Below are 24,757 nucleotides of genomic sequence, written 5' to 3' on the forward strand. Positions count from 1 at the left end.
CTTAGTAGGCGAAGGCCAGGACGTCGTCGCCGGGTTTGCCGCCGCCGGGGCCACCGGATCCGGGGGTGGCGTCCTCGTTTTCGTCGGCCGGCGCATGGACCAGCTCCGGCATGGCGGAGACCACTCCACCGCGGATGTACTTCACCAGCAGCTTGACCTCAACCACCAGCAGGACTGCGTAGACCGCCGTCAGGGTGACCAGCGAGGCCAGCAGCTCTCCCGCAGTGACCCCCGGTGAAACGGCGGCGGCGGTGAACATGAACACCTGGTCGATGCCGCTGGGATCGGGGTTGGGGGCCACCACGAACGGCTGGCGGCCCATCTCGGTGAAGATCCAGCCGGCCGCGTTGGCCCCGAACGGCGCCAGGATGCCGAACACGGCGAGCCGCATGAGCCACCGGGATTCGGGAACGGTCCCCTTCCGGGTGATCCACAGCGCCACGAGGGCTGCCAGGGCGGCGAGTCCGCCGAAGCCGATCATCATTCGGAAGCCCCAGTAGGTGACCTCCATGACGGGAAGGTAATCAATTTCCTGGCCGGCGCGTTCGCCGTAGATGGGGTTGTCCGGCAGGTGGGTCCCGTAGGCCTCCTTGTACTGGGGCAGGAGGCTGTTGACGCCCTGGACTTCGGTGGTGAAGTCGCCCTTCGCCAGGTAGGAGAGGATGCCCGGTACTTCGATCAGGGCAACGATGTCATCGCAGTCCTGTGAACCGAGGTTGCCGATGCTCAGGACGGAGAAGCCGGTGCCGTCATGGCAGGCGGCTTCCGCTGCGGCCATCTTCATGGGCTGCTGTTCGAACATCAGTTTGCCCTGGAGGTCCCCGGTGAGGGCGGTGCCGGCGAAGGAAATCATGGCCACCACTGCGCCGATGCGCAGGGACCGGAGCCAGACTTTGTGGTCGTCGCGGTCGCGGCCGGGAATATCCTCCGCTTCCCCCGGGATCACCTTGCCGTCGGCACCCACCGTGTCGACGCCGTCGCGCCGCCTCCGCCAAAGGTGGTACCAGGCGATGCCCAGCAGGAAGCCGCCGGCCACTGCGAGGGCGCCGAAGAGGGTGTGCGGAACCGCGACGAGTGCGGTGTTGTTGGTGAAGACGGCCCACGCATCGGTCATGACCGGCCGGCCGTCGACCATCTCCACGCCCACAGGGTGCTGCATCCAGCTGTTGGCGACGATGATGAAGTAGGCCGAGAAGACTGACCCGATTACTGCGATCCACAGGCACGCCAGGTGGATGCCGGGCTTGAGCTGCTTCCAGCCGAAGATCCACAGGCCCAGGAAGGTGGATTCGACGAAGAACGCCAGCAGCGCTTCCAGGGCAAGGGGCGCACCGAAGACGTCGCCCACGAACCGGCTGTATTCGCTCCAGGCCATGCCGAACTGGAACTCCTGGACGATGCCCGTGGCCACGCCCATGATGAAGTTGATGAGGAACAGCTTTCCCCAGAACTTGGTCATCCGCAGGTATTCGGGGTTGCCCGTGCGGTGCCAGGCGGTCTGGATGACCGCGACAACCAGGCCAAGGCCAATGGTCAGCGGGACCATCATGAAGTGGTAAACGGTGGTGATACCGAATTGCCAGCGTGCGATTTCCAGCGCGTCCATAGCGTCCAAGGCGGTCCCTCGTGTCGGCGGATGCGGATCTTCTACGTTTTGTAGAACTCCAACTTCTACCGAGTGTAGAACAACGTCGGCAGCGGTGTAAAAACCAGCTTCCACTCCCCCGCCACGCCAGGCAAGGGCGGCATCGCGCCACGTGTTCTACCCAACGTAGAAAGTCGCGGGAAAACCGGGTAAATTGGAGGTTGTAGTTCAAACAATGCATGCAGTCACCGCCGCACGGGCGGCGGTGGCGCGGGGAACAAAGGAAAAGTGCAATGGCTAGTCTTGGTGAACTGGAACGGGCAGTGATGGATCTGCTCTGGGCGGGCCAGGAAGCAGCCACAGCCAACACCCTGCGGGACAGGCTCGCGCAGACCTCCGCAGGGCAGGGCGGCGCGGCCGGCCACGAGGGCAAGGAACTTGCCGTGACCACCGTGCTCACCGTGTTGTCCCGGCTGGAGAAGAAGGGCCTGGTGGAGCGCGAACGCGGCACCCGTCCGCACCGCTACCAGGCTGTTTCGAGCCGCGAGGACCACACCGCCGAGCTGATGCACGAGGTACTGGGCTCGGCTCCGGACCGCGAGGCAGTGTTGGCCCGCTTTATCGGGTCCGTGTCCGAGGGCGAAGCCGAGACTCTGCGCAAACTGCTTGGCCACCTCTAGCGGACCATGTTCTGGGCCTCGTACCTGCTGGCGGTCCTTGCGATAGTCCTGGCGTGGCCGGTGCCTGTCCTCCTCTCACGGGCGCAGTGGCCCGCCCGCTCACCGTTCACTGCCATGATTTTGTGGCAGGCGATAGCGCTGGCCGGCGGGCTGTCCATGATCGGCGCGATGCTGGTGTACGGCCTGGAGCCGATCGGGGACAACCTGATCGCAGGCCTGCGGGCGCTGGCGGGCATGGTGCTGTACAACGCCCCCACCACGGCTCTGGGTTTCTGGCATATTTTCGCCCTGTCCGCGGCGGCGCTGCTCACCGCCCACCTGGTGTTCACGCTCCTGCTGACCTATTACAAGATTGAGCGCCAGCGGCGGCGGCACCGCGAACTGCTGTCCCTGCTGGCCTCGCCGTCCGCTGAGGGCACGGGAACCCTGGTCATCAGCCACAACTACCCCGTGGCGTACTGCCTTCCCGGCGGCGCCCGTTCGGTGACCGTCCTTTCGGATGGCCTGATGGCGGCCCTTGAGCCGGCAGAACTCCGTGCGGTCCTGATTCATGAGAACGCCCACCTGAGCCAGCGCCACCACCTGCTGCTGTGGGCCTTCGCCGCCTGGCGGCAGGCATTGCCCTGGCTGCCAACCACCCGACTCGCCCAGGAATCCGTGAACTCGCTGATCGAGATGCTGGCCGACGACGTCGCGCTTAAGACTGAAAGCAAGGCCACGCTGATCAAGGCCATCGCCATTGTGGCCAGCGGCTCGGCCGGGAGCACCGGCGGCGCGGAGCTCCGGCAGGAGGTTTCCAGCCTGGCGCTCTCCGGACTCGACGCCGCCGCCGGCACGTCCGGCGCGGACTCCGCCCGGACCACCGCCTCACGGGTCAGCAGGCTGCTCTCGCCCCGGCCCGAGCTGCCGGCGCCGGTCCGCAGCATGGTTATGGCGGGCTCCGTGCTGCTTCTGGCGCTGCCCACCGCCCTGCTCGTGGTGCCCGGCCTGCTGGGCTGAGTCCCGCCGTCGTCCTCCCCTTGCGGCGCCGACGCCCATGCCGGCGCCCGCGCCGACACCTGTCCTGGCGCCTGCGGCCGTCAGGCGTCGATGCGCTCCCGGTCCAGGCTTGAGGCGCCCGCAATGATGAAGTCCTTGCGCGGGGAAACGTCCGAGCCCATCAGGAGGTCGAAGATCTCCTCCGCCTGCTTGGCGTTCTCGATGCCCACCTTCCGCAGCGTCCGGTGGCGGGGATCCATGGTGGTCTCTGCAAGCTGCTCCGCGTCCATCTCGCCCAGGCCCTTGTAGCGCTGGATGGGCTCTTTGTACCGCTTGCCCTCCTTCGCCAGCCGGCCCAGCAGGACGTGGAGTTCCGCCTCCGAGTAGGTGTAGATCATTTCGTTGGCCTTTTGGCCCGCGTTGATGACCTCCACCCGGTGCAGCGGCGGGACCGCAGCGAAGACGCGGCCCTCCTCGATCATGGGGCGCATGTAGCGGAAGAATAGAGTCAGCAGCAGCGTGCGGATATGCGCGCCGTCGACGTCGGCATCAGTCATTAGGATGACCTTGCCGTAGCGGGCGGCCGCGAGGTCGAAGCTGCGGCCCGATCCCGCCCCCACCACCTGGATCAGGGCGGCGCACTCGGCGTTGGAGAGCATGTCCCCCACGGACGCCTTCTGGACATTGAGGATCTTCCCGCGGATGGGCAGCAGTGCCTGGAAGTCGGAGGACCGGGCCAGCTTGGCCGTTCCGAGCGCCGAGTCGCCTTCCACGATGAACAGTTCGGAACGTCCGACGTCGTCCGTGCGGCAATCGGCCAGCTTGGTGGGCATGGAGGAGGTTTCCAGGGCGTTCTTGCGCCGTTGGGTTTCCTTGTGCACGCGGGCCGAGATGCGGGACTTCATCTCGCTGACGATTTTTTCAAGCAGCAGGGCGGACTGGGCCTTGTCGTTGCGGTTCGCGGAGCTGATCTTGGCACTGATCTCGCGCTCCACCACCCTGGCCACGATGGCGCGGACGGCCGATGTGCCCAGGATTTCCTTGGTCTGGCCTTCGAACTGCGGCTCGGCCAGCCGTACCGTCAGGACGGCGGTCAGGCCGGCGAAAATGTCGTCCTTTTCGATCTTGTCGTTGCCGGCCTTGAGCTTGCGGGCATTGGTTTCCACGGCTTTGCGGAAGGTCTTGACCAGGGCCTGCTCAAATCCGGACTGGTGGGTTCCGCCCTTGGGCGTGGAGATGATGTTGACGAAACTGCGGACCGTGCTGTCATAACCGATCCCCCAGCGCAGCGCGACGTCCACCTCACAGTCCCGCTCCACCTCGGCAAGCTGGCTGTGCCCGCGCTCGTCCAGGACGGGAACCGTCTCCTTGAACTTTCCGGAGCCGTGCAGCCGCCACACATCGGTGACTGCCGGATCGGCGGCGAGGAACTCGACGAATTCCGAGATGCCGCCGTCGTGATGGAACACCTCTTCGTGGGCTCCCGCCTCGCCGGGGGTTCCCGGGACCCTCCGCTCGTCCCGCACCGTCAGCTTGAGGCCGGGAACCAGGAAGGAGGTCTGCCGGGCGCGGGCGGCGAGTTCCTCGTAGGAGAACTTCGCATCCGGGGTGAAAATCTGCCGGTCGGCCCAATAGCGGATCCGGGTACCCGTGACGCCGCGCTTGGCCTTGCCCACGACGTCGAGGACCGAGTCGTCAACGAACGGGGTGAAGGGTGCGGCGGGATCCGTTTTGGAGCCGGTGTCCTTGAAGCGCCCGGGTTCGCCGCGGCGGAAGGACATCTTGTAGGTTTTCCCGCCCCGGTCCACTTCGACGTCCAGGCGGGAGGACAAGGCATTGACCACGGACGCGCCCACGCCGTGCAAACCGCCTGAGGCCGTGTAGGAGCCGCCGCCGAACTTGCCGCCCGCGTGCAGCTTGGTGAAGACCACCTCGACGCCCGTCAGGCCCGTCTTGGGTTCCTTGTCGATGGGAATGCCGCGGCCGTCGTCGTGGATCTCCACGGAGTTGTCCGAGTGCAGGATGATCTTGATGTCGTGGCCGAACCCGGCCAGCGCCTCGTCAACGGAGTTGTCGATGATTTCCCAGAGGCAGTGCATGAGGCCCCGGGAGTCGGTGGAACCGATGTACATGCCCGGGCGCTTGCGGACGGCCTCCAGGCCCTCCAGTACAGACAGGTGCCGGGCAGTGTAATCAGAACTTGGTGCCACTGGTGGTGAGCTCCTTCAGGGACGTAAGACAGCGGGCTGGGGTCGCTTCCTCTAGGGTAGTCGGCGCGGCGCCTGCGGTCCGGCTGCCACACCTTAAGGAGGGTGTGGACCGCGCCACGTCGGCGCCCCCTAACGCTGCTTGGACGTTCTTGAGCCAACATTGCGGATACGCGCACAGCGAACTTGCCCCATCCTTGCGATGGTTTTGTTACGAATGCTGGTTATATAGACGTACTGATCTACTAAGGAGGCCGACATGACAACAGCAGTGGCAGACCGCACACTCAATGCACTGGACCGGTGCGATCGTTGCGGAGCTCAGGCCTATGTCCGGGTTGTATTGGAGTCCTCCGGCGGTGAGCTGCTCTTCTGCGGCCACCACGCCCGTGCAGTCGAGGCGACTCTGAAGCCCTTGAGCTCCGACTGGCACGATGAGACGGGCAAGCTTCACGAGAAGGCAGCCGTAGCAATCGACTAGCTTCCCCCAAGCTGTTGGGACCCCACCGGAAGGTGGGGTCCCAATTCGTTTAAGCCCACTCCCTGGAGGACGGCCGCCGGGACCCAGCCAGGGGCACCTGTTCCTGCTCCGTACATCTCCCGGGAACCGCAAAAGCGGCCTGCCCGCTGCCGCACCCGCGAAGGGCAGGCAGCCGGCAGGCCGCTTCTCCAGATGTTCTGGTTCTTAGTCGAGGTAGTCCCGGAGAACCTGCGACCGCGAGGGGTGGCGGAGCTTGGACATCGTCTTCGATTCGATCTGGCGGATGCGCTCACGCGTTACTCCGTAGACCTTGCCGATTTCGTCTAAAGTCTTCGGCTGTCCGTCGGTCAGGCCGAAGCGCATGGCCACAACCCCCGCTTCGCGTTCGGACAGGGTGTCCAGGACCGAGTGCAGCTGTTCCTGCAGGAGCGTGAAGCTCACGGCGTCCGCAGGCACGACGGCCTCGGAATCCTCGATCAGGTCCCCGAATTCGGAGTCGCCGTCCTCGCCAAGCGGCGTGTGCAGCGAGATGGGCTCACGGCCGTACTTCTGGACCTCGACAACCTTCTCGGGCGTCATGTCCAGCTCGAGCGCCAGCTCTTCGGGCGTGGGTTCGCGGCCCAGGTCCTGGAGCATCTGCCGCTGGACGCGGGCCAGCTTATTGATGACCTCGACCATGTGGACCGGGATACGGATAGTCCGGGCCTGGTCGGCCATGGCGCGGGTGATCGCCTGCCGGATCCACCAGGTGGCGTAGGTGGAGAACTTGAAGCCCTTGGTGTAGTCGAACTTCTCCACCGCACGGATGAGGCCCAGGTTGCCTTCCTGGATCAGGTCCAGGAACAGCATGCCGCGTCCGGTGTAGCGCTTGGCCAGCGAGACCACCAGGCGGAGGTTGGCTTCGAGGAGGTGGTTCTTGGCCCGCTTGCCGTCATGGATGATGAATTCAAGCTCGCGCTTGTACTTCGGATCCATGGAACCGTCGTCCGCGTTGATCTTCTCTTCGGCGAACAGCCCGGCTTCGATCCGGAGGGCAAGGTCCACTTCCTGCTCGGCGTTGAGCAGTGCCACCTTACCGATTTGCTTCAGGTAGTCCTTGACGGGGTCGGCCGTGGCTCCGGCGGACATGACCTGCTGGACGGGGGCGTCGTCGTCGTCAGCGTCCGAGTAGACAAAGCCCTTGCCTGAGCCGGCGACCGCCTTGGCGGGATCGGCCTCGGCGTCCTCCTCAATGACTTCGGGTCCTTCGAGGACGATGTCGTCGAGGTCTTCCTCGACTTCTTCTGCGTCGTCAGTGTCACCGGCAGCGGACTTCGCAGCTGCTGCCTTCGCGCCGGGCTTGGGGCCGCGCTTCTTGGGCTCGGGCTTGCCGTCCGCTGCTGCCGCACCGGCCGACGCCTTGTTGGCTGCCCGCGTAGCCGCACGCTTGGCGTTGGTCGCCGCATGCTTCTCCTCGGCGGACAGTTCGTCCTGGGCGGCGGGGTCCTTCTTCGTGGAAGACGGGGTCACAGAAAACCTTTCTAGCGGTGGTCTGTGGAATCACCATACGGGCAACACCACTATGACCCTGTCAAGTCCGTGGTGAAAACCAAGCGCCACCACGGCCTGCAGAGTCTGTTAAGACAACTGCCGGAGCCGCTGTTATGTTCCCCGGAGGGTTCACCAATGTGCGCTCAATACACGGACCCAACCGGGTCTCGGCCTCCATTGTCTCATGTTTTCCCCGAATCGGGCCTCCCCGTCATTCGCCCGCCCGCGGCGGACCCGCCGGTCCTGTCCCACCCGCCGCCGCCGGTATTCTTCCGGCGGCCGTCACGCCGCATCCGGGCCGAACTTCTGCCAGGCGGCTTCCCGGCGCGCCGCCCAGCCGCACAGTGTTCCGCGCCGGACAAGTTCCAGCAACAGTTCCGCGAGGCGGTATCCGGGTTCCGCTTCAAGGGCCTGCCGGAGATAAGCCGCCGAATAGGAGCCGCGTCCCCGGCACCAGGCAATCCAGCCCCTGCCCGTGAACGCTGCGGCCGCCGCCCGTCCGCCCGCTGCGGCAAGCTGCTCCAGGGCCAGGTCCAGGGCGTTGAGCCGGTCCCAGTCCGGGGCGGCCGGGGCAACGCCCATCAGGACGTCGCCATAGGCGGGTAGGCCCGCACCGGGCATTCCCTGCCCGCACAGTTCTTCCTGCCCCCACAGTTCTTCCTGCACTGCTCCGCCCTGCAGCCCGTCCGCGGATGCTCCGGCGCCCGGCAAGTGCTCCTGGGGCGCTACAGGGTCCAGGGGGCACCCGCCCCGGAAGAGCCCGCCCTGTCCGGCGCCGGCTTCGGCAGCCCGGACGCCTGCTGCCGCCATCATCAGCAGGGCATCCCGGTAAGCGGGGACCAGCAACGACGCCCGCAGGAATCCGTCGCGGTCCGCTTCAGGCACCCAGGCTTCCCCCTGGGGGCGGCTCAGCAATGCCCACCAGAGCCCGAGGACCGCATCGAACTGCGGCCTGCTTGCCCGGCGAAGGTCCAGTTGCGCGGACCACGCGGCTTCAGCCTCGCGGACGGCAGCGAGGTGGAGGCTTGAAACCGGAAGCACGGACGGCAGCTGCTCCTCCGGCTGCGGGCCAACGCTGCTTCCGCGGTACACCATCTCGGTGTTGAGCATGCTGTCACGGATTTGCTGGACGGGGCGGCCCGGCACCGGACAGCATGAAGCATCCATGCACCACGCCTCCCGCCAGAAATCCTCGCCGACGTACCAGGCTTCCCGGACCGGCATCCCAGCCCTTTCCAGCATGGAGTCCAGGCCGGCCAGCAGACCGTCATACCGGGACGGCGAGGACGCGTTGCCATTGCTGGTGAAGAACGCCAGCAATGTGCCGTCAGCCTCCTTGTCCGCCTCCAGGTAGCGCCGGACGGCCAGCAGGAATTGTGCCGGTGAGGCCAGGACTTCGCGTCCCGGCAGGTCCAGCCGCAGGGTGGCGCCAAGACTCTTGCCCTGCAGGGTCATGGCCACGAGGCTCTGCGCCGGCCAGTATCCCAGCGAGTGGGGAATGAAACCCAGGATGTCTTCCGGGCCGCGGACTGTGAGCCGTTCTGGAGGTGTCATGGCTCCAGCATTCGCGGACCAAGGCCCGCTTGACAGTGCGGGCCGCTGTTATGTGGAAACCGGCGCCTGCACCGGCCTGTGGAGGACCAGTGTCATTCGTCGGGGAGTGCGGACCCGCGCCGCCGGGCAAGGTTTTCGCGCCGCTGGCGGGCCAGCGCGCTGCGCAGCGGCGGAACAACCACGCCCTGGGCGGCCATCTGCCGCCGCACTTTGCGCCGGCAGACCAGCATGGCTGCCGCCCCGAACCCCAGCAGCAGGAATTGGACGCTCAGGGCGATGCGGAAGGGATCCAGGCCGTAGAGGACGCCCTGGGAGAAGCCGCTGGCAAACAGGATGTCCAGCACCAAGCCGATCAGGAAGATGGCAACAAGGGCGGCGATGAACCCGCCCACGTTGACGATTCCCGTGGCCGTACCGATCCGGTGCGCAGGGTTGAAGGTGCGCGCGAAGTCGAAGCCGATCATGGATCCCGGGCCGCCGACGGCCAGCACCACCACAAGGCCGGCCAGCATCCACAGAGGTGCGCGGCCGGGGGTCAGCAGGACGGCAGCCCACGCGGCGGCGGTTGCGCCGGCGATGAGCAGGACCATGGTGGAACGCCGCAGCGGGTGGCGGGAAACGAACCGGCCGATGAAGGGCCCCACCGCCATCGCTGCGGCGACGTAGAGGGCCATCAGGGCCGCAACCGTTCCGGCGTCCAGGCCCTGCCCGGAGAGCAGGAACGGGTAGCCCCAGGTCATGGCGAACACGGTGCCGCTGAACTGGATGGTGAAGTGGCTCCAGAGGCCGAGGCGCGTCCCCGGCTGGCGCCAGGCGCGGGCAAGCGACGTTCCGGTGGCCCGAAGCCCCTGCTGGGCGTGCGGGCGCGCGGTTCCCCGCGGGACGTCCTGCAGCAGCACCAGGGTAAGGACGACGGCGAGGGCTGACATCCCGGCCAGCATGAGGAACGCCGGGGTCCAGCCGGCGAGATGCAGGACGAACGCAAAGGGTATGACACTGAACAGCTGGCCGAGCTGGCCGGACATGCCGGTCAGCTGGGTTACCAGGGGTACCCGGGCGGGAGCGAACCAGAGCGGGATCAGGCGGATCACGGAGATGAACGTCATGGCGTCCCCGGCGCCCACCAGGACCCGGCCGGCCACTCCCCCGGGGATGCTGTCGGCGAAGGCGAGCTGGAGCTGGCCCAGGCCCATAAGTACTGCGCCGCCGGCGATCATTGCACGGGAGCCGAACCTGTCCACCAGCAGCCCCACGGGAATCTGGAGACCTGCGTAGACAAGGAGCTGAAGGACGGTGAAGAAGGAGATGGCTGACGCGCTGGCCTGGAAGCGCTCGGTGGCTTCCAGCCCCACCACGCCGAAGGACGTCCGCTGCGCCACGGCCACTAGGTACCCGAAGATTCCGATGGTCCAGATGATCCAGGCGCGGGGTGCAGTCACCACTTCATTATGCCGGGCGGACGCCGCAGGCTTTTATCGGTCCAGTCTCTTACTGGCCCGGGTTCTCCCTGGCCAGGTACGCCTCCACTGCAGCGCCGAGGTCGTCGGCGTTGGGCAGCTCATCGTTCTCGTCGGCCAGGAGCGACCGGCGCACCGTGCCCTCGGCCTTTTCGTCGTAGCGGGCCTCCAGCCGCGACACCACCTGCTGGACATCCTCGGAGGCGTCGATCTGCTCCGCAATCTGCCGGCTTACCTCGCGGCCTGCTTCACGGAGCCTGTCCGAGGGCAGCATCAGGGAAGTGGCGGCACCCAGGTATTCAAGGCCTGCGACGGCGGCGGTGGGGTATTCCGCCTCCGCCAGGTAGTGCGGAACGTGGATGACGTAGCCGGCCACGTTGCGTCCTGCCTCCACCAGCCGGAGTTCCAGGATGTGGCCCACCGCGGCGGGGACTTCAACTGTCGGTTTCCAGACGGAGATGCCCTCGATCAGCTCGGGCCGGTTGCCGTGTACCGTCACGCCCACCGGCCGGGTGTGGGGAACGGGCATGGGGATGGAATGGATCCAGGTCACCAGGTTCACGTCCAGTTTCTCCACGATGCCCACCACGGCGCGCGCGAACCTCTCCCACTGCAGGTCCGGTTCGAACCCTGCCAGCAGCAGGAAGGGCTTGCCGAGCCCGTCCACCAGCCGGTACAGGGCCAGCCGGGGCTCTTGGTAATCCTGGAGGTGGTCCTCCACGAACGTCAGGTGCGGCCGGCGCGAGCGGTAGTCAATGAGCTGGTCCGCATCAAAGACGGCCACCGGCTCCGCATCGAGGGAATCCAGCAGTTCGGCGTTGATCTGCTTCACCACGTGGCCGGCGTCGGCAAATCCGGTAAAGCCCATCACCAGGTTCAGCCCGCGGAGTTCAGGGCTGTGGAACAGCTCGATGTTGCTCGCATAGAGCGCATCGGGGTCCAGCAGGGAGCCGGAGATCCGTTCAAGCACGGCATGTTCCTTTCATGGGTGCGGGTGGACATTCTGTACAACGCCCCGGGACAGCCGGGCATTCCGGCGCCGGCTGTGGCGCACCTCTCACGAAATTCACCAGCTCAGACACGGACGGGCTACGATCGGAACTGGCCTGCCAGGCGGGCCCGCAGACACCCGGACTGCGTTCCGAACGGCCGTACCCGGGCAACCATGGCAGAGCGCCGAACATGCACCCCTGCCCGAACATCTTTCGAGAATCGAGGACTGATCCGCGTGGTCAAGAATACTGAAATCAACCTTAGTACCCTCTCGCGGGACCTGAAGAAAAGCCCCAGTGACGCCGTCGTCATAGGTGTGGGGCAGGGTGCGGACGGGCCCGTCCTCCTGGACAACCCGCTGACCGCCCGGTCCGCCGAGGCGCTGGCTGATTCCCTCAAGGCCCTCGGTATCACGGGCGCCGCCGACCAGCTGGTGCGCCTGCCGGGCCTGCCTGAGACCGGCGCGGGCGTGCTGGTCCTGGCGGGCGTGGGCAAGGTGTCAGCCTCGCAGCCCCTGGCAGGGGAAGCCCTGCGGCGGGCAGCAGGTTCCGCCGTCCGCCAGCTCGCCGGCCTTGCGACCGTTGCCCTGGCATTTCCGACGGCGTCCCTCGCCGATGTTGAGGCCGTGGCTGAAGGTGCCGCACTGGGGGCCTACTCCTTCAGCGAGTTCCGCTCCTCCAAGGACGGCCTGAAGGACCCCGTCCGCAACGCCGTGATCTTCACTGAACTGGCCGGCCAGAAGGAACTGGACGAAGTCCTCAAGCGGGCCACGCTGATCGGCAGGGCTGTCAACGCCACCCGGTCCCTGGTCAACCAGCCGCCCAGCCACCTTTACCCGGAGACCTTCGCCGAGGCTGCGAAGGACCTGGCCAAGGGCCTGCCCGTCAAAGTGACCGTCTGGGACGAGAAGCGCCTTGAGAAGGAAGGCTTCGGCGGCATCATGGGTGTGGGCAAGGGGTCCGCACGCCAGCCCCGCCTGGTGAAGGTGGAGTACTCCCCGGCCAAGGCAACCTCGAAGATCGCGCTTGTGGGCAAGGGCATCACGTTCGACACCGGCGGCATTTCCATCAAGCCCGCCCTCGGCATGGGCGACATGAAGAGCGACATGGCAGGGGCCGCCGTCGTCCTTAATACTGTCCTGGCCCTCGCGGGACTTGGCCTGCCGGTCAAGGCCACCGCGTGGCTCTGCATCGCCGAGAACATGCCCTCCGGTGCCGCTTCCCGCCCGGCTGACGTCCTCACGATGTTCGGCGGCAAGACCGTTGAGGTCCTGAACACCGATGCCGAAGGCCGCCTGGTGATGGCCGACGGCATCGTCGCCGCCAGCCGCGAGTACCCGGATGCCATCATCGACGTAGCCACCCTCACCGGCGCGCAGCTGATCGCCCTGGGCAACCGGACCGCCGGCGTCATGGGATCGGACAGCGTGACGGGCCCCCTCAAGGCAGCAGCAGACCGGGCCGGCGAACTCGTCTGGCCCATGCCGCTCCCAGAAGAACTGCGCCCCAGCCTCGATTCGCAGGTCGCCGACCTCGCCAACATCGGCGAACGCCACGGCGGCATGATGACTGCCGCCGTTTTCCTCCGCGAGTTCGTGGGTAAGGGCAAGGACGGGGAACAGATCCCCTGGGCCCACATCGACATCGCCGGGCCCTCCTTTAACAACGGGAGCCCCTATGGCTACACGCACAAGCAGGGAACGGGCTGCACGGTCCGTACCCTGGTGGCGTACGTGGAGGACATCCTGGCTGCAGCCTGACCCCTTTGGCCGCGCCTCCGGCATGCTGTCACGCGGCTTTGCGGGACCGGTGATCCCTGTGCCACAAAGCCGCGTGACACTCGACACAAGCGCTCCACAAACGTGGTGCCAGGGTGGAGCATGGATAAGTGGTTCGCTAAGGTGAACCACGGTAGTCACAAATGCAAGAGAATCGGCCTGCTGGCATAATCACGGCAGTGCAAGTTCCAAGACCAGATGATGCGCAGGACCGCGTCATCGTTCACGCGAGGGAGCGTTTTAGTGGCCGATCAGGCAACTGCGCAAGAATTCGACATCCTGGTACTCGGTGGCGGCAGCGGCGGATACGCCGCCGCGCTCCGGGCAGTACAGCTTGGCCTCACCGTCGGCCTCGTGGAGAAGGCAAAGCTGGGCGGCACCTGCCTCCACAACGGCTGCATCCCCACCAAGGCCCTCCTGCACTCAGCGGAACTGGCCGACCACGCCCGCGACTCCGCCAAGTACGGCGTGAACGTCACCCTTGACAGCATCGACATCAACGCCGTCAACGCGTACAAGGACGGCATCATCGCCGGCAAGTACAAGGGCCTGCAGGGACTCATCAAGTCCAAGGGCATCACCGTCATCGAGGGTGAAGGCAAGCTCCAGGGCAACGACACCGTCGTGGTGAACGGCACCGCCTACAAGGGCAAGAACATCGTCCTGGCCACCGGTTCCTACTCGCGCACCCTTCCCGGCCTGGAGCTCGGCGGCAAGGTCATCACCTCCGACCAGGCCCTGACCATGGACTTCATCCCCAAGAGCGCCATCATCCTGGGCGGCGGCGTCATCGGCGTCGAGTTCGCCTCGGTGTGGAAGTCCTTCGGCGTGGACGTCACCATCGTGGAGGGCCTGCCTTCGCTGGTCCCCAACGAGGACGCCACCATCGTCAAGAACTTCGAGCGTGCCTTCAAGAAGCGCGGCATCAAGTTCTCCACCGGTGTGTTCTTCCAGGGCGTCGAGCAGAATGACGACGGCGTCAAGGTCACCCTGGTGGACGGCAAGACGTTCGAGGCTGACCTGTTGCTGGTCGCCGTGGGCCGCGGTCCCGTCACCGCCAACCTGGGCTACGAGGAAGCGGGCATCACCATTGACCGCGGCTTCGTCATCACCAACGAGCGCCTCCACACGGGCGTCGGCAACATCTACGCCGTGGGCGACATCGTACCCGGCGTCCAGCTGGCGCACCGCGGCTACCAGCAGGGCATCTTCGTGGCCGAGGAAATCGCCGGCCTGAAGCCTGTGGTGGTCGAGGACATCAACATCCCCAAGGTCACCTACTCCGAGCCGGAGATCGCCACCGTGGGCTACACCGAAAAGGCCGCTAAGGAGAAGTTCGGCGAGGACCAGGTGCAGACGCAGGAATACAACCTCGCGGGCAACGGCAAGAGCTCCATCCTGGGCACCTCCGGCCTGGTCAAGCTGGTCCGGCAGAAGGACGGCCCCGTGGTGGGCGTCCACATGATCGGCGCCCGCATGGGCGAGCAGGTGGGCGAAGCCCAGCTGATCGTGAACTGGGAAGCGTACCCGGAGGATGTGGCCCAGCTGCTGCACGCCCACCCCACCCAGAACGAGTCCCTGGGCGAAGCCCACCTGGCACTCGCGGGCAAGCCGCTTCACGGCTAGTCTCCCCCAACACCCAAGGGCCTGGTGCGCCCGGCACGGAATGCCGGGTGCACTAGGCTGGCCAACAGGCAGCATTCATCCGCACTAAAGATCAATAAGGAGAACGGGGACGACATGTCTGAATCCGTTAACTTGCCCGCCCTCGGTGAGAGCGTCACCGAAGGAACCGTCACCCGCTGGCTCAAGCAGGTAGGTGACCGGGTAGAGGTGGACGAGCCGCTGCTCGAAGTCTCCACCGACAAAGTCGACACTGAAATCCCCTCTCCTGTAGCTGGCGTGATTGAGGAAATCCTCGTGGCCGAGGACGAGACCGCCGAAGTTGGCGCTCCCCTGGTCCGGATTGGAGACGGTTCCGGCGGAGGCGCACCCGCCGAAGAGGCCCCCGCGGAAGAGGCACCGGCCGCCGAGGAGGCACCGGCTCCTGCCGAAGCTCCCTCCACCGAGGCGCCCGCCCCCGCAGAAGCACCCGCGCCGGAAGCGTCCGCACCAGAGGCACCGGCTGCCGGCGGCGAAAGCAACGAGGTCACCCTACCGGCCCTCGGCGAGAGCGTTACCGAAGGCACCGTCACCCGCTGGCTCAAGGCCGTAGGCGACGCCGTGGAGGTGGACGAGCCCCTGCTGGAGGTTTCCACCGACAAGGTCGACACCGAAATTCCCTCCCCCGTGGCCGGTACCCTCCAGGAAATCCGCGTCAACGAGGACGAGACCGCAGAGGTGGGATCCGTCCTTGCCGTCATCGGCTCAGGCGCTGCAGCCGCCCCGGCCGAAGCCCCTTCCACCGAGGCACCGGCCAAGGAAGAGCCCAAAGCCGAAGCGCCGAAGGCTGAGGCACCCGCACCGCAGGCCGCTCCCGCCCAGGAAGCACCCAAGCAGGAAGCCCCCAAGGCTGCGCCCGCTCCCCAGGCTCCCGCAGCAGCGCCGGCTTCCGCCGAAGCTGCAGGCGGATCCGAGTCCGGCTATGTGACTCCCCTGGTCCGTAAGCTGGCAAACCAGCACGGCGTGGACATCACCTCCCTCTCCGGCACCGGCGTCGGCGGCCGCATCCGCAAGCAGGACGTCATCGCCGCCGCCGAGGCAAAGGCAACTCCCGCTGCCGCTCCGGCAGCCTCCGCCCCGGCAGCCTCCGCGTCCGCCGGCCAGGCGGCTTCCTCGCTGCGCGGCACCACCCAGAAGGCCCCGCGCATCCGGCAGGTCATCGCCCGCCGCATGCGTGAATCCCTCGAGGTCTCCACGCAGCTGACCCAGGTCCACGAAGTGGACATGACCAAGGTCGCCAAGCTCCGCGCCCGCGCCAAGAACTCCTTCCAGGCACAGAACGGCGTCAAGCTGACCTTCCTGCCCTTCATCGCCAAGGCCGTCGCCGAGGCCCTCAAGCAGCACCCCAAGCTCAACGCTGCGTACGACGAGGACAAGCAGGAGATCACGTACCACAACGCCGAGCACCTGGCGATCGCCGTGGACACCGACAAGGGCCTGCTGGTTCCGGTCATTTCCGACGCCGGCAGCCTGAACCTGGCCGGACTGGCGGGCAAGATCGCCGACGTCGCCGGCCGCACCCGCGATGGCAAGATCGGCCCGGACGAGCTGTCCGGCGGCACGTTCAGCATCACCAACATCGGATCGGTCGGGGCCCTGTTCGACACCCCGATCATCAACCAGCCGCAGGTGGGCATCCTCGGCACCGGCGCCATCGTCAAGCGCGCCGTGGTGGTTGCAGATGAGAACGGTGACGATTCGATCGCCATCCGATCCATGATGTACCTGTCCCTGACGTACGACCACCGCCTGGTGGACGGCGCGGACGCCGGCCGTTTCCTCCAGACCCTGAAGGCACGCCTTGAAGAAGGCGCCTTCGAAGCGGACCTGGGGCTGTAACAGCCACAACGCGCACGACGGCGGCGCAGGCAACGGCGGGAAACCTGCCGGACGGCCTGCACCGCCGTCGTCGTTTAACCATCCGGGTGCTGCTGCGGGCGCCGGCCCGTGGAGCACGGCGGACGGGGCACCCGCCTGAGCCAGCTACTACGGCTGGTAGAAATGGCTACACTGGTCCCATGAACATCGTCTATAACATTGTGGTCTTCCTGCACATCATTGGCGCAGCCATGATCGTGGGCATCTGGATCGGCCAGATGAAGAAGCCCACCGTCCATCCCCGCCAATTCGACGGCGCCATGCTCCAGCTGCTGACCGGCGTCGCCCTGATGGGGCTTATCCCGGCCCTGGACATGGACGCCAACTACTTCAAGCTCGGCATCAAGTTCGCGGTGGCCCTTGCTGTCGGCGTGCTCGCCTTCATTGGCCGCCGCAAGTACAAGAAGGGCGAGGACATCAGCGCAGGCCTGGCGCACGGCGTAGGCGGACTCGCGCTGCTGAACATCGCCATCGCGACGCTCTGGCAGTAGCAGGTCCGTGCGATAAAGCACAACGGCGACGCTTCCCTACGCGGGGGCGTCGCCGTCGTTGTTTAATGCCCTGGTCATAATCCTCTGACAGCGGACAGCCGGTGCATGCCGCGGGTGTTGTCCCTAGGATGGGAGACGGCGGGGTCCAGGCAGCAGCCTGCCCCGGTACACATCGACCTGAGGAGTGAACATGGCAGCAACACGTTCAGCAAACGCAGTATGGAACGGCAACCTGACGGAAGGTTCCGGCACCACCAGCCTGGCCACCTCAGGCCTGGGCACGTTCGACGTCACCTGGAAGGCCCGCACCGAAGCGGCCAACGGCAAGACCAGCCCGGAAGAACTCATCGCCGCAGCCCACGCCGCGTGCTTCTCCATGGCCTTCAGCAACGAGCTCGACAAGGCCGGCCACACGCCGGAGGAAGTCCGCACCAAGGCTGACGTGACGTTCGTTCCCGGCACGGGGATCACCGGCAGCCACCTCACCATGTCCGCGAAGGTCCCCGGCATTTCCGAGGAGGAATTCCAGAAGATTGCGGGCGAGGCCAAGGTGGGCTGCCCCGTCTCCGGCGCCCTGGCCAGCATCGACATCACCCTGGACGCGACCCTGGAGTCCTGATCCGGCAGCAGTAAAAAAGCCCTGCCTGGCCATTGTGGCCAGGCAGGGCTTTTTGCGCTGCTGCTCTTGCTGCCTGGACTACTGGCCCTGGCGGCGTGCGGGCAGCGGGGCGGGACGCAGCCGGCGGTACCCTTCGCGGGCCGGCGGACGGTCGGTGGGCAGTTCCTGGATCATTTCCTTCAGCGCACCAATGCCGTACTCCAGCTGGGGGTCCCGGCCCGCCGCGTAGGCATGGGGCGGGAACGTGACCTCGATGTCCGGGTCAACGCCGTAGTTCTCCACGCTCCAGCCCACCCCGCCGCCGAACCAGGTGGCGTACCGCGGCTGCGTCACTCCGGTGCCGTCAGCGAGGGCGTAGCGGTTGTCGATGCCCACGACACCGCCCCAGGTGCGCGTCCCGATGACCGGGCCGATCCCCCTGAGCTTGGACACCTGCGTGATGATGTCCCCGTCGGAGCCGGCAAACTCATCGGCCAGGATGATCACCGGTCCGCGCGGTGCGTGGTGGGGGTACGTTCGCGGCTTTTCCCCGCGCGGCATGCTCCACCCCGTGACCTTGCGTCCGATGAGCTCTGCCACCAGCTGCGAGGTGTGCCCGCCGCGGTTGCGCCGGACATCGACGATCAGTCCGTCCAGCGCGGTCTCGGTGTCAAGGTCACGGTGAAGCTGTGCCCAGCCGTTCGCCATCATGTCCGGGATGTGCAGGTAACCGAATTTGCCCGCTGACGCTTCGCGGACGGTGCGCCTGTTCGAGGCCACCCATTCCTGGTACCGCAGGCGCTCCTCGTCCTTGACGGGCACGACGGCGACGCGGCGCTGGGTGCCTGCCGCGGCACCGTGCGCGGAACCGTTCAGGAGGGTCAGCTCCACGGCGCGGCCTGCGGCTCCCACCAGCTGCATGGCGGGCGTGACGCTTTCGGACAGCGGTACGCCGTCGATGGCGAGCAGGATGTCCCCTGCCTTCCCGCCGACGCCGGGCCGTGTCAGGGGCGAGGTGGCCAGCGGGTCGGAGGACTCGCCGGCAAGGATGCGGGTGATTTCCCATCCACCGGATGTGTAGGCCAGGTCCGCACCCAGCCGGCCCTGGCCGTGGCTGCCGTTCTCGGTGACAAGGGCCGGCCGGACGTAGGCGTGCGAGGTTCCCAGTTCGCCATGCAGTTCCCACAGGAGGTCCACCAGGTCATCGTGCGAGCCGAGACGCCCCACCAGGGGACGGTACCGGCTATGGATGGATTCCCAGTCCTGTCCGGCCATGTCCTCGGTCCAGAAGAAGTCGCGCTGCAGCCGCCAGGCCTCGTCGAACGCCTGGCCCCATACGCTGAGCGGGTCCATCATGACCCGGATCCGGCCCAGGTCCACCTTGACCAGCTTCCCGGAATCCTCATCTGCTTTGGCGTCGGCGGGCACCACCGTGACCTGTTTGTCAGAGACCAGCACCACCTTGCTGCGGTCCCCCGACAGCCGGTAGCTGTCCAGTGCATCCACCAGGGTGGTCTGCTTGCGCCGTGCAAGGTCGAACCGGACCAGGCTGGGGCGGGCGTCCTTGTCGTCCTGGCTGGCCTTGCCGTCGCCGGTGACCCCCGCGAGGGCCCAGTCGAGCCAGAGCAGCGCTCCCTCAGTGGCTTTGAGGGAGGTGTAGTTCCCCTGCGGCACGGGAACGGTGATGACCCGGTGCGCCAGGCCCTCGGCCTCCACCCGGACCTCTGGTACTGCCGGTTCGGCGTCGGGCCCAGCCCCGTCTCCCCCTGCCGCTTCCCCCGCATCGGAGTCCACCGCGGGGCCAAAGGGCGACGGCGTGTCAGCAGAGAGTGCCACGAGGTACGGCTTGATGGGGGTGGGGAAGGAGAGGTCGAAGGAGTGCCCGTCGTACACAGGGTCGAAGCTGCGGTTCGACAGGAACGCCAGGAACTTCCCGTCCGGGGTAAAGACCGGGGACTTGTCTCCGAAGCGGCCGTCCGTGACATCCACCGGGGCGGATCCCGGCGTAGCCACGTTGGCCAGACGCAGCCTGCTGCGGGAACCGAAGGACGTGACCGGCTCTGACCAAACGAGCCACTGCGAGTCCGGCGACCACGAGAGGTCGGCAACTGTGCCCTCGCCGATGCTGGAGACCAGCGTCAGTTCCCCGGTGCGGGTATCCGCCACGTAAACCTCGCCGAAGGACGTGCCGAGGGCGAGCCGGTTTCCGTCAGGACTGGCCTCCAGGGCGCTGGCCCGCGAGGGGCGGGGAAACTCGATGCGGGTCTCAACCGGAAGCGCCTGCGCCTCCGCAGCGGAGGTACCGGCCCCGGGGGCGACGTCGGCCTGCTCATCAGAGGCGTGGGCAGGAACCGCATTCCCGGCCTGCCCTGTGTTTCCGGCCTGCGCGTTAAGCCCGGCCAGCGCGTTGTTCCCGGCCAGCGCTGCAGCACCGGCTGCCGGAACCGGCTGCGGCAGGATCACAGCTTCTTCCCGTCCCGCGGCCACGGGCGCGGGGACGTCATCCGTGCTGCGGGCTGCCACGGCATCCTGCCCCGCGTCCGCACCGCCAATCCCGGCATGCGGCACAGGAGCGGCGATGTCCTTGATGTACAACGCCTCCACATTGCCGTGGTCGGCAAGGTAGGCAATCCGGCCGTCGCCAAGGGGCCGCGGCAGGCGGGCACGGACGCCCGGCGTCGCCTCGATGATCCGGGACGGCCCGTCCTTGTGGCGGAGCCAATGGATGGTTCCGTGGGATTCGATTGCACTGGCGGAGCCCGTGGTGTCCGGCACCGCCGCACCAAGGTGCTTGGCGGTCTTGAGCAGTGCAGGACGCCTGGACTGGGACGCCGAGCCAAGGGTGATGTCCAGCCGAACGGCGTCGGAGCCGAGATCGTGCAGTACCCACAGCTCGCCGGCGGATTCGAAAATGACACGTTTGCCGTCGGTGGCGGCATGCCGGACGTAGAAGTCCTCGTGGTCCGTGTGCCGGCGCAGGTCCTTCCCGCCGGGAAGGACCGAATACAGGTTGCCGTAGCCCTCGTGGTCCGAAAGGAACGCAATGCGTCCGTCCACCCACATGGGATCAGCGAGGTTGCCGTCAAGCTCCGGCACAAGGCGCTCAAACTCCCCGTTGCCGTCTGCGTCGATCCACAGCTTCCCGGCAGTGCCGCCGCGGTACCGTTTCCACCAGGCGGGTTCGCGGGACAGCACGCTGCCCACCACCACAGGCCGTTCGTCGCCCACCTCCGGGCCAAAGGCCACTGACTCAACCGGCCCGAACGGGAGTTCCTCGGCCCAGCCGCCCTCCAGCGGGACGCTGTAGGCGTGGGTGTGCCTGCTTTCGGCCTGGCGGAACGCGCTGGTGACCACCACTGAACCGCCGGCGGTGAAACCCTTGACCCGCGTTGTGCTGTGGCCGAAGAAGGTCAGCTGCCGGTACCCGCCGCCGTCGACCTCTGCCGATACCACTTCCGGCGCCGTTCCCTGGACCACGGACCACACCAGCCTCTTCCCGTCAGGGGTGAAGCGGGGGTTGCGGGCGGGTAACTGGAGCGCCGAGACGCGCCAGGCGCGGCCGCCGCCCAGGGGCGCAATCCACACGTCGTCCTCGGCCACGAAGGTGACCAGATCGCCGTGCAGATGCGGGAAACGGAAGTAGCTCGAAAAGGTCATCGTTTGATCATAGTCAACCGTCCTGCGGCCTGTCGGGAGGTGCCGCCGGCGCTGCGGCGTGGTGAGATGGACCATGCGCATCGTCATGGCCGGCGCCTCCGGGCTCATCGGCACTTCCATGTCAGAAACCTTCACGAAGGCCGGACACGACGTCGTGTCCCTGGTCAGGGGGAACCCGGCCTCCGCGTCCGAGGTCAGGTGGGATCCCGCGGCCGGTGAACTGGATCCGCAGGCGCTGGCCGGGGCGGACGCCGTGGTAAACCTGTCCGGCGCCGGCATCGGGGACCGGCCCTGGACCCGCAAACGGGTGGAGGAGCTCTTCAGCTCACGGATTGGTTCAACGCGGACACTTACGCACGCGATGCGCCAGTTGGATTCCCCGCCCGCGGCCTTCATCAGCCAGTCCGGGTCGAACTACTATGGCGACGCCGGCAACACGGTTCTTCGGGAATCGGCGCCGCCGGGCGCAGGGACCTTGTCCCGGATCTGCGTGGAGTGGGAGGAAGCGGCCCGCTCGGCCCCGGCAGGGGTGCGGGTGGTGACCACGCGGACGGGTGTTGTCCTGAGCCGGTCGGGCGGAGCCCTTGGCAAGCTGCTTCCCCTGATCCGGCTGGGCGTGGGCGGGCCGCTGGGGAACGGCCGGCAGTACTGGCCGTGGGTCACGCTGCCGGATGTCTCAGCGGCGTTCCTTTTCCTGTTGGAGTCCCGGGTCAGCGGGCCGGTTAACCTGTCGGCCCCCGAACAGGCTGACGTGGACACCCTGGTGGGGGAAATTGCCCGTGCACTGCACCGGCCCGCCGCTTTGCGGGTCCCCGCCCCTGTGCTGCGGCTGCTGATGCGCGATCTGGCCGAAGAACTCCTGCTGTCCAGCCAGCGCATGGAACCCGCGGTGCTCCTGGAAGCCGGGTTCGTGTGGCAGCATCCCACGGTGGCACAGGCCGCCCAGTGGGTTGCCGGCAAGGATTAACGGGGCCCGAATCAGGGCGGAGGCTTCGCGGCGTTCGTTCAGCGGGAAGTGCTTTGTGCAGGCGGACGCGGTACACGCCCAGCGGCACGGCGGGCGGAAGCGATAAAGGTGAAGCGGACCAGGGCATTACAAAACGGACCAGGGAAAACCGGGCCCGCGAGGCTCAGTCTCCCGGAAGGATCTCGCTGATCCTCCATGTACCGTCCACTGCCACGAGCACCAGCCGGAGCTGGCGGCTGGTGCCGGCAGGGCCCGCCGCGACGACGGAGCCCGCAGCATCCTTTTCCTCATATGAGGAGGAACTGGAGCGCACCCGTACCAGGGCGCGCTCGGCCGTAGCACCGTCCTCCGTGCGGAGGTCTGCAAGGGTGCTGGAATAACCGGCGAGGACGTGCCCGGAGCTGCGAAGCCGCTCGGCTGTCCGCGCATCGGCGGCCGCTGCCGGCGAACCTTCTGCGTTCACCTCGTCCAGCAGCCCGAGGTCTCCGGTGCTGAAGGCCAGGTCCCGGAGGGAAGCGAGTCCTTGGACGGCCTGGCTGGGGTCCGACGCCCTCGCCTGATGCCTGGCAACCGCCGTGCGGCTGTCACCGCCGGCGCTTTCCCCTTCAGCTCCACCGCCGGAGACAGCCTGCGCTGGTTCAGTCGCCGGGGCTCCCGCTGCTGCAGTGCCGATCCCCCGTTCCCGGTCGGATTCCTGCGCGATGACGGACTCGGGCGTGATGCCGGACTCCGTCGGAGAAGCAGGAACGGCCGGCAGTCCCGCTGCTCCTGCAACCCACCACGCCGCGGCTGCCCCCACCAAGGCCGCCGAGGCAAGGACGCCCCGCAGCCGCGGTACGCGCAGCTGCAAAGGCGGGCGGCGCCGTTCCCTGCCGGATCGGGCCCTACCGGATAGGGGCGTGAGGGGTTGAGCCGTGCTTGGTTGAACTGCGCCCGGTTGAACTGCGCCCGGTTGAACTGCGCCGGACAGTGCCGTGCCCCGTTGTGTTGTGCCGGGTCGAGCGGTGCTTGGTTGAACTGCACCGGAGAGTGCCGTGCCGGTTTGTGCTGTGCCGGGCTGTGCTCCCCCGGTTCGTGCTGTGCCGGGTTGTGCTCTGCCGGCATGTTTCCCGACGGAAGGCCGGCGGTCCTTGACGGGTTGCGGAAATGGCATGCGCAGCCCGGAAAACGGCGGGCCGGACCATTTGGCCGTGGCGATCCACCTGCCCGCTGCCCTGCACTTCTCCGCAGCCGCCCGCGGCCGGGACGTTGCCGAAACCTGCCGGCGGGTCAACAGCTCCGGAATCACGGTGGGATGGACAGAGGCCGCGAGGTCCAGCGGCCGGGGCGACGCGCTGCGGTAGATGGCCGTAGCCAGCGCGGCGGCCGTGGGCCGGCCCCTCCGGTCCTCCTTCAGGCCTGCCTCCAGGGCAGCCGCCAGCTCCCGCGGAACGTCCGGGACCAGGAGGGGCAGCGGCGGCCGGGCAGAGGTCCTGGGCGGAGCCTGGCCCGTCAGGCAGAACCAGCCGAGCGCCGCCGTCGAATAGACATCCCTTTCGGGCTGCAGGCCACGCACAGCGTCCACGGGGGACGGGTCCACGAAGCCCGGTGTTCCTGATGCGGCAGCAGAGCCCGGGTCACCCAGCATGCGCGCGATGCCGACGTCGGACAGCAGGGGTTTTCCCTGGCCGGTGAACAGGACATTTCCCGGCGAGACGTCCGAATGGGTAAACCCCTTGCTGTGCAGATACCCAAGGGCCTGGGCAATGGGTGTCAGCACCGTCACCGTTTCGCCAACACTCAGTTTCCCGCGGCTGGCCACCAGTGCGGCCAGTGACCCGCCGGGCGCGTAGTCCATCACCAGGGCGGTTCCGCCGTCCGGCATCGCTGGAAGCCGGACGGCGTCGTGTGCCTTGACCAGGTGCTGGTGGTCCAGCACCGACAGGATGCGGATCTCGCGCCGGACGGCGTCCTCCGTGACCGCGTCACTGCCGGCTGGCCCGTCCTGGCCCGGGTGGAAGCACTTGACGGCAAAGTCCCGTCCGGTCCGGTTTTCCCTGGCCAGCCAGACCGTCGCGCTTCCTCCGCGGCCCAGGAGCCGTCCCACGGCGAAGCCGGGAACCTCTGGCACCTCCGAAATTTCCATAGGACATGTCTACTCGAATCCACTTCCCCGTGCAGAAGTTATCCACAGGCTGCGCGCTGGCATGCCGCATGCCCTTGCCCGCATGTGACGTACCCCTGGAAGGTGGGTGAGCTTAAGCACTAAACCGGGCAAGGGAC

The 24,757-nt window shown here is 67.0% G+C and carries 17 protein-coding genes; 9 read left to right on the plus strand and 8 right to left on the minus strand.

The window, feature by feature from the left end:
- Position 1 precedes the first annotated feature (1 nt).
- Positions 2-1,606, minus strand: a complete 1,605-nt coding sequence (locus WHH00_RS10890; protein ID WP_406638568.1) for a cytochrome ubiquinol oxidase subunit I — start codon at positions 1,604-1,606, stop codon at positions 2-4.
- A gap of 272 nt (positions 1,607-1,878) precedes the next feature.
- Here WHH00_RS10890 and WHH00_RS10895 point away from each other — a divergent pair, with 272 nt between their 5' ends.
- Complete coding sequence (locus tag WHH00_RS10895) at positions 1,879-2,265, plus strand: BlaI/MecI/CopY family transcriptional regulator (RefSeq protein ID WP_013600699.1); 387 nt, start codon at positions 1,879-1,881, stop codon at positions 2,263-2,265.
- 6 nt (positions 2,266-2,271) lie between these two features.
- Positions 2,272-3,264 (plus strand): M56 family metallopeptidase, encoded by a 993-nt coding sequence (locus WHH00_RS10900; RefSeq protein ID WP_406632707.1) that lies wholly within the window; start codon positions 2,272-2,274, stop codon positions 3,262-3,264.
- An 80-nt stretch (positions 3,265-3,344) separates the two neighbouring features.
- Here the strand turns inward: WHH00_RS10900 and WHH00_RS10905 are convergent, their stop codons facing one another.
- Positions 3,345-5,453, minus strand: a complete 2,109-nt coding sequence (locus WHH00_RS10905; protein ID WP_406632709.1) for a type IIA DNA topoisomerase subunit B — start codon at positions 5,451-5,453, stop codon at positions 3,345-3,347.
- Positions 5,454-5,709: 256 nt separating this feature from the next.
- On the opposite strand from WHH00_RS10905, the gene WHH00_RS10910 reads away from it, so the two are divergent.
- Positions 5,710-5,931, plus strand: coding sequence for a hypothetical protein (locus WHH00_RS10910; protein ID WP_406632712.1), 222 nt, complete (start codon positions 5,710-5,712; stop codon positions 5,929-5,931).
- Positions 5,932-6,135: 204 nt separating this feature from the next.
- Here the strand turns inward: WHH00_RS10910 and WHH00_RS10915 are convergent, their stop codons facing one another.
- The 4 genes from WHH00_RS10915 to WHH00_RS10930 all read right to left on the minus strand — a co-directional run bounded on the left by WHH00_RS10915 (position 6,136) and on the right by WHH00_RS10930 (position 11,442).
- The gene (locus tag WHH00_RS10915) at positions 6,136-7,440 is read right to left on the minus strand and encodes an RNA polymerase sigma factor (protein ID WP_406632714.1); all 1,305 of its coding nucleotides are present in this window, start codon (positions 7,438-7,440) and stop codon (positions 6,136-6,138) included.
- A gap of 303 nt (positions 7,441-7,743) precedes the next feature.
- Positions 7,744-9,015 carry a DUF4192 family protein gene (locus tag WHH00_RS10920; RefSeq protein WP_350002228.1) on the minus strand — a complete coding sequence of 424 codons (1,272 nt, stop codon included), beginning with the start codon at positions 9,013-9,015 and terminating at the stop codon, positions 7,744-7,746.
- A gap of 92 nt (positions 9,016-9,107) precedes the next feature.
- Positions 9,108-10,454 carry a nitrate/nitrite transporter gene (locus WHH00_RS10925; protein WP_406632717.1) on the minus strand — a complete coding sequence of 449 codons (1,347 nt, stop codon included), beginning with the start codon at positions 10,452-10,454 and terminating at the stop codon, positions 9,108-9,110.
- A gap of 49 nt (positions 10,455-10,503) precedes the next feature.
- Positions 10,504-11,442 (minus strand): PAC2 family protein, encoded by a 939-nt coding sequence (locus tag WHH00_RS10930; RefSeq protein WP_350002226.1) that lies wholly within the window; start codon positions 11,440-11,442, stop codon positions 10,504-10,506.
- A 258-nt stretch (positions 11,443-11,700) separates the two neighbouring features.
- Here WHH00_RS10930 and WHH00_RS10935 point away from each other — a divergent pair, with 258 nt between their 5' ends.
- From WHH00_RS10935 to WHH00_RS10955, 5 genes are all read left to right on the plus strand, one after another.
- Positions 11,701-13,224, plus strand: coding sequence for a leucyl aminopeptidase (locus WHH00_RS10935; protein WP_406632719.1), 1,524 nt, complete (start codon positions 11,701-11,703; stop codon positions 13,222-13,224).
- 261 nt (positions 13,225-13,485) lie between these two features.
- Positions 13,486-14,868, plus strand: coding sequence for a dihydrolipoyl dehydrogenase (lpdA, locus tag WHH00_RS10940; RefSeq protein ID WP_350002224.1), 1,383 nt, complete (start codon positions 13,486-13,488; stop codon positions 14,866-14,868).
- Between the two features lie 114 nt (positions 14,869-14,982).
- A complete protein-coding gene (gene sucB / locus WHH00_RS10945; RefSeq protein ID WP_406632722.1) occupies positions 14,983-16,743 on the plus strand; it encodes a 2-oxoglutarate dehydrogenase, E2 component, dihydrolipoamide succinyltransferase in 1,761 nt (586 codons plus the stop codon).
- Positions 16,744-16,922: 179 nt separating this feature from the next.
- Positions 16,923-17,273, plus strand: coding sequence for a hypothetical protein (locus WHH00_RS10950; protein ID WP_406632724.1), 351 nt, complete (start codon positions 16,923-16,925; stop codon positions 17,271-17,273).
- A 190-nt stretch (positions 17,274-17,463) separates the two neighbouring features.
- Positions 17,464-17,892: an OsmC family protein gene (locus WHH00_RS10955; protein ID WP_406632726.1), complete on the plus strand. Its 429-nt coding sequence runs from the start codon at positions 17,464-17,466 to the stop codon at positions 17,890-17,892.
- Between the two features lie 78 nt (positions 17,893-17,970).
- Here WHH00_RS10955 and WHH00_RS10960 read toward each other — a convergent pair whose 3' ends face one another.
- The gene (locus WHH00_RS10960; RefSeq protein ID WP_406632728.1) at positions 17,971-21,528 is read right to left on the minus strand and encodes a S41 family peptidase; all 3,558 of its coding nucleotides are present in this window, start codon (positions 21,526-21,528) and stop codon (positions 17,971-17,973) included.
- 73 nt (positions 21,529-21,601) lie between these two features.
- Here WHH00_RS10960 and WHH00_RS10965 point away from each other — a divergent pair, with 73 nt between their 5' ends.
- Positions 21,602-22,495, plus strand: a complete 894-nt coding sequence (locus WHH00_RS10965; protein ID WP_406632730.1) for a TIGR01777 family oxidoreductase — start codon at positions 21,602-21,604, stop codon at positions 22,493-22,495.
- Between the two features lie 163 nt (positions 22,496-22,658).
- Here WHH00_RS10965 and WHH00_RS10970 read toward each other — a convergent pair whose 3' ends face one another.
- Positions 22,659-24,620 carry a protein kinase domain-containing protein gene (locus WHH00_RS10970; RefSeq protein WP_406632732.1) on the minus strand — a complete coding sequence of 654 codons (1,962 nt, stop codon included), beginning with the start codon at positions 24,618-24,620 and terminating at the stop codon, positions 22,659-22,661.
- Positions 24,621-24,757 lie beyond the last annotated feature (137 nt).

The organism is Pseudarthrobacter quantipunctorum (assembly GCF_045291495.1).
GTDB classification, from domain to species: Bacteria; Actinomycetota; Actinomycetes; order Actinomycetales; family Micrococcaceae; genus Arthrobacter; species Arthrobacter quantipunctorum.

Bases quoted from the DNA above. Each gene is read 5' to 3' on its own strand.
- WHH00_RS10890 (WP_406638568.1), bottom strand. From the start codon at position 1,606: ATGGACGCGCTGGAAATCGCACGCTGGCAATTCGGTATCACCACCGTT.
- WHH00_RS10895 (WP_013600699.1), top strand. From the start codon at position 1,879: ATGGCTAGTCTTGGTGAACTGGAACGGGCAGTGATGGATCTGCTCTGG.
- WHH00_RS10900 (WP_406632707.1), top strand. From the start codon at position 2,272: ATGTTCTGGGCCTCGTACCTGCTGGCGGTCCTTGCGATAGTCCTGGCG.
- WHH00_RS10910 (WP_406632712.1), top strand. From the start codon at position 5,710: ATGACAACAGCAGTGGCAGACCGCACACTCAATGCACTGGACCGGTGC.
- WHH00_RS10920 (WP_350002228.1), bottom strand. From the start codon at position 9,015: ATGACACCTCCAGAACGGCTCACAGTCCGCGGCCCGGAAGACATCCTG.
- sucB (WP_406632722.1), top strand. From the start codon at position 14,983: ATGTCTGAATCCGTTAACTTGCCCGCCCTCGGTGAGAGCGTCACCGAA.
- WHH00_RS10950 (WP_406632724.1), top strand. From the start codon at position 16,923: ATGAACATCGTCTATAACATTGTGGTCTTCCTGCACATCATTGGCGCA.
- WHH00_RS10955 (WP_406632726.1), top strand. From the start codon at position 17,464: ATGGCAGCAACACGTTCAGCAAACGCAGTATGGAACGGCAACCTGACG.
- WHH00_RS10960 (WP_406632728.1), bottom strand. From the start codon at position 21,528: ATGACCTTTTCGAGCTACTTCCGTTTCCCGCATCTGCACGGCGATCTG.
- WHH00_RS10965 (WP_406632730.1), top strand. From the start codon at position 21,602: ATGCGCATCGTCATGGCCGGCGCCTCCGGGCTCATCGGCACTTCCATG.
- WHH00_RS10970 (WP_406632732.1), bottom strand. From the start codon at position 24,620: ATGGAAATTTCGGAGGTGCCAGAGGTTCCCGGCTTCGCCGTGGGACGG.